Source organism: Saccharomonospora saliphila YIM 90502, from assembly GCF_000383795.1.
In the GTDB taxonomy this organism is placed as follows: domain Bacteria; phylum Actinomycetota; class Actinomycetes; order Mycobacteriales; family Pseudonocardiaceae; genus Saccharomonospora; species Saccharomonospora saliphila.
Window position 1 is genome coordinate 113937 of the sequence record NZ_KB912678.1, and the last position, 4467, is coordinate 118403.

A 4467-nucleotide genomic window follows, 5' to 3' on the forward strand; every position below is an offset into this window, starting at 1 on the left:
GAGTCGGCAGGCCGGCGGGGTCGGCAGGCCGGGGAGACTGGCCCCCGGCTCCGCCGCCCGCACCGCCCTCCCTGGTCCGGACATCCCGTGCGGCGACGGTTTGGCACCCCCACGGCCGGGTATCTGTCGGCCCGGAGACCCGCGAGCGAGAGGGAGGGCGACGCGGCCGTGGCAGCGAACGATCGTGACGACAAGGACCGGCAACTCGACGACTTCCGGGTGTCTCAGGACGGCACCGACCTGACGACCCAGCAAGGGGTGCGGGTCGACCACACCGACGACTCGCTCACCGTCGGCGAGCGCGGGCCGACGCTGCTCGAGGACTTCCACGCCAGGGAGAAGCTGACCCACTTCGACCACGAGCGCATTCCGGAGCGCGTGGTCCACGCCCGGGGAGCGGGCGCCTACGGCTACTTCCAGCCGTACGACTCGTGGCTGGCCGACTACACGTCCGCGCGTTTCCTGTCCGATCCGGACACCCGCACGCCGACCTTCGTCCGCTTCTCCACCGTGGCCGGCTCCCGCGGCTCGGCCGACACGGTGCGCGACGTGCGCGGATTCGCCACGAAGTTCTACACCGACGCGGGCAACTACGACCTCGTCGGCAACAACATGCCGGTGTTCTTCATCCAGGACGGCATCAAGTTCCCCGACTTCGTCCACGCGGTGAAGCCCGAGCCGCACAACGAGATCCCGCAAGCGCAGTCGGCGCACGACACGCTGTGGGACTTCGTCGCCGAACAGCCCGAGACCATGCACATGATGATGTGGCTGATGTCGGACCGGGCACTGCCGCGCAGCTACCGGATGATGCAGGGCTTCGGCGTGCACACCTTCCGGCTGGTCAACGCGGAAGGCCGGGGCACCTTCGTGAAGTTCCACTGGACGCCCGTGCTCGGCACACACTCGCTCGTCTGGGACGAAACGCAAAAGATCGCGGGCAAGGACCCCGACTTCAACCGCCGCGACCTCTGGGACGCCATCGAGGCAGGGGACTTCCCGGAGTACGAGCTCGGCGTGCAGCTGGTCGACGAGTCCGACGAGTTCGCCTTCGACTTCGATCTGCTCGACCCCACCAAGATCATTCCGGAGGAGCAGGTGCCGGTACGGCCGGTCGGGCGCATGGTGCTCGACCGCAACCCGGACAACTTCTTCGCCGAGACCGAACAGATCGCGTTCCACACGGCCAACGTCGTCGGCGGCATCGACTTCACCAACGACCCGCTGTTGCAGGCACGCAACTTCTCCTACCTGGACACGCAGCTCATCCGCCTCGGCGGGCCGAACTTCGCCCAGCTGCCGGTGAACCGGCCCGTGGCCGAGGTGCACCACAACCAGCGCGACGGCTACGGGCAGATGCACATCCACCGGGGCAGGGCCCCGTACCACAAGGACACGCTCGACGGTGGCTGTCCCGCGATCGCCAACGCCGACACGTTCTCCCACTACCAGCGACGCGTCGACGGTCACACGATCCGCAGGCGCAGCGCGAGCTTCAGCGACCACTACTCGCAGGCCACCCTGTTCTGGAACAGCATGTCCGAGGTGGAGGCCGAGCACATCGTGGCCGCGTTCCGCTTCGAGCTGGGCAAGGTGCGGCACACGCCGATCCGCGAGCGGGTGGTCGGGCACCTCAACCACGTCGACCACGACCTCGCGGTGCGCGTCGCGCGCGGCATCGGAGTGAGCCCGCCGACCGGTCCCGCGCGGGAGAACCACGGGCGCTCGTCGCCCGCGCTGTCCCAGCTCACCACCCGGACCGACCGGCCCGACACCCGCACTGTCGCCGTGCTCACCGCCGACGGCGGGGACGGCGCGGGCATCCGCGGCCTGGTCGCGGCGCTGCGCGAACGCGGGGTGGCCGCCGAGGTGCTGGCGATCACCGAGGGCGAGCAGAGCAGCGTCTCCGGCGACTCCCTCACCGCCGACCGTGCGGTGAACACGATGGCCTCGGTCCTCTACGACGGCGTCGTGGTCGCCTCGGGCTCCGACGCGGTGTCCACGCTCGCCGACGACGGGTACGCGGTGCACTTCGTCGCGGAGGCGTACAAGCACGCCAAACCCGTGGCCGCGTTCGGGGCGGGAGCGGAGTTGCTGCGGCGGGCGGGCGTGGTCGAACCGGTGGCGAAGAACTCGGAGGTCGTCGATGAGCACGGTGTGGTCACCACGACCGCCGACCGCGACGCGGTGCCGGACGAGTTCGCCGCCCGCCTCGCCGACAACCTCGCCCGCCACCGGGCCTGGGACCGGGTGACCGACGCCGTACCGGCGTGACCGCCGGAGGGCGCGCGGGGCCCGGTGGTCACGCCATGAACTGGGCCTTCTCCGCGCGCCAGGCCTCGTCCTCGCGGCCCCGCCGCCAGTACCCGGACAGCGACAGCAGGGCGGGGTCGAGGCCGCGCTCGCGCAGCAGGTGGGTGCGCAGGTCACGCACCATGCCCGCCTCACCGTGCACGAACGCCTGGACGAGGCCGTCCGGGAGCGCGAGACCGCGCACCGCCTCCACGAGGTCGTCGCCCGCCGCCCGGTGCAGCCACCGGATCTCGGCCGCACCCTTGGTCGCCAGTGGCTGCTCCTCGGCGGCGTCGGTGACCAGCAGCAGCGCACGCACGGGCGTTCCCGGGTCGACGGCCTCCAAGGAGGCGGCGATGGCGGGAAGAGCGGACTCGTCGCCGACGAACAGGTGCGCGTCGACGTCGGATCGGGGCGCGTACTTGCCGCCCGGACCGAGCAGGAACACCTCGTCCCCGGGCCGGGCCCGCGCGGCCCAGGGGCCACCGAGGCCGACGTCGCCGTGGTGCACGATGTCGAGCGCCAGCTCCCCGGCGTCGGGGTCGTGATAGCGCACCGTGTAGGTGCGCTGCCGGGGCCGGTGCTCCGGCGGTACCGCCGCCGCGGCGGTCCTCGGGTCGAACGGCTCCGGGTACTCCACTCCGGGGACCGGGAAGACGACCTTGACGTAACTGTCGGTGCAGCCGGTGGGCACGTAGGCGCCGAGCCCGTCGCCGCCGCAGACCACGCGCGTCATGCGCGGCGTCAGCCGCTCGGTGCGGAGCACGCGCAGGCGCAGAACCGGTTTGCCGCCCGCGCGCTCGCCCGGCCGCTCCGCGCGGCCGCGCCCCTGCTCAGCCATCCCGGCTCCCTCCTGCCCGTCCGTGTCCTTGAGGACCGGCCGTGTGTTTAGCCTTACCTAAGCAGGAGGCTAGTCCATGGTCCCCGTTCTCGCCGAGGTGCCCGCGCTACACCCGATCGTGCCCACCGAACCCCCGGGCGCGTTCCGGTCGCCGCTTTTCCCGGCGAAGCGCGGGCCCGCGTGCGAAACTGCACGGCATGACGACGGAATCAGTGCCGAAATGGCGAAGACTGGAGCCGGACGAACGCAAGGAACAGATCTTCGCCTGCGCCGCGGAGCTTTTCGGTGAGCGCCCCTACGCGGATGTGTCCACCTCGGACATCGCCGCCCGCGCGGGAGTCGCCCGTGGTCTGATCAACCACTACTTCGGCACGAAACGGGAGCTCTACCTGACGGTGGTGCGCCGCGCGCTGACGGTGCCCCACGGCGCCATCGACCAGTTGCCGGAAGGAACGCTCGAACAACGCACCGAGGCCGCGGTCGACTGGTTCCTCGACATGATCGGCAAGCAGGAGAAGATGTGGCTCGCCGCGATCACCCCCGAAGGCATCGGCCGGGACGTGGAGGTCGAGCGCATCCTCGACGACGCCGACCGCACGGCCGCCGACCGGGTCCTTGAGGCGATGGGCTTCTCCTCCGACGACGCGCGCTGGGACCAGTTCAACGCGGTCCTGCGCTCCTACGCGGGCATGGTCAAGGTCGCCGGGCGCGAGTGGCTGGTGCGCGGCTCGCTGGACCGTGCCCAGGTGCACGACCTGCTCAGCCACGTGTTGCTCACGCTCGTGTCGTCGGTCCTGCCACGCCTGTCCGGAACGCCCTGACGCCCGGCGCCGGGCGCGACTTCAGCGATAGGTGAGCAGGGCGGCGGCCTCGCCGTCGAAGTGGGCGTGTTCGTTGAACGACAGCAACGTGGTCCCCGAACGCCCGGTGACCAGCTTCGACACGCTCGCGTTCGCCGTGACCCTGTTCATCGCGACCAGCCCCGCCTCGGGCGCGCCGAGCAGCTCGCCGCACAGCGTCGCGATGACCCCGCCCGAGGTGAACACCACGGCCTGTTCACCGCGGCCGAGCACTCCGACGAGCTCGTCGAGCGCGCTCCGGACCCGGGCGCGGAAACCGGGCCAGGTCTCGGCGCACGGGCTGTCGGGTCCGGCAGCCACCCAGGCCGACAACGCCGACTCCAGCGCGGCCTGGAACGCCCTCGGGTCGCTCGGGTCCTGCCGCGCACCGCCGCCGTGGTGGGCGGTGATGTCGGTGTGGTCGTACTCGTTCCAGCGGGCGTCCAGCCCGGCCTCGGCCCCGGGCGCCAGCTCGGCCAGCGCGAGGGCCGCGGT

The 4467-nt window shown here is 71.4% G+C and carries 4 protein-coding genes; 2 read left to right on the forward strand and 2 right to left on the reverse strand.

Going from position 1 to position 4467, the window contains the following annotated elements; all coding sequences use genetic code 11:
- Nucleotides 1-168 precede the first annotated feature (168 nt).
- The gene (locus SACSA_RS0113050; RefSeq protein ID WP_019816370.1) at nt 169-2274 is read left to right on the forward strand and encodes a catalase; all 2106 of its coding nucleotides are present in this window, start codon (nt 169-171) and stop codon (nt 2272-2274) included.
- 28 nt (nt 2275-2302) lie between these two features.
- On the opposite strand, the gene SACSA_RS0113055 is transcribed toward SACSA_RS0113050, so the two are convergent.
- Nucleotides 2303-3133: a siderophore-interacting protein gene (locus SACSA_RS0113055; RefSeq protein ID WP_019816371.1), complete on the reverse strand. Its 831-nt coding sequence runs from the start codon at nt 3131-3133 to the stop codon at nt 2303-2305.
- A gap of 197 nt (nt 3134-3330) precedes the next feature.
- Here SACSA_RS0113055 and SACSA_RS0113060 point away from each other — a divergent pair, with 197 nt between their 5' ends.
- Nucleotides 3331-3954 carry a TetR/AcrR family transcriptional regulator gene (locus SACSA_RS0113060; RefSeq protein WP_028661836.1) on the forward strand — a complete coding sequence of 208 codons (624 nt, stop codon included), beginning with the start codon at nt 3331-3333 and terminating at the stop codon, nt 3952-3954.
- 21 nt (nt 3955-3975) lie between these two features.
- On the opposite strand, the gene SACSA_RS0113065 is transcribed toward SACSA_RS0113060, so the two are convergent.
- Nucleotides 3976-4467 (reverse strand): histidine phosphatase family protein (locus SACSA_RS0113065; RefSeq protein WP_019816373.1); only part of this gene is annotated, 492 nt, incomplete at its 5' end.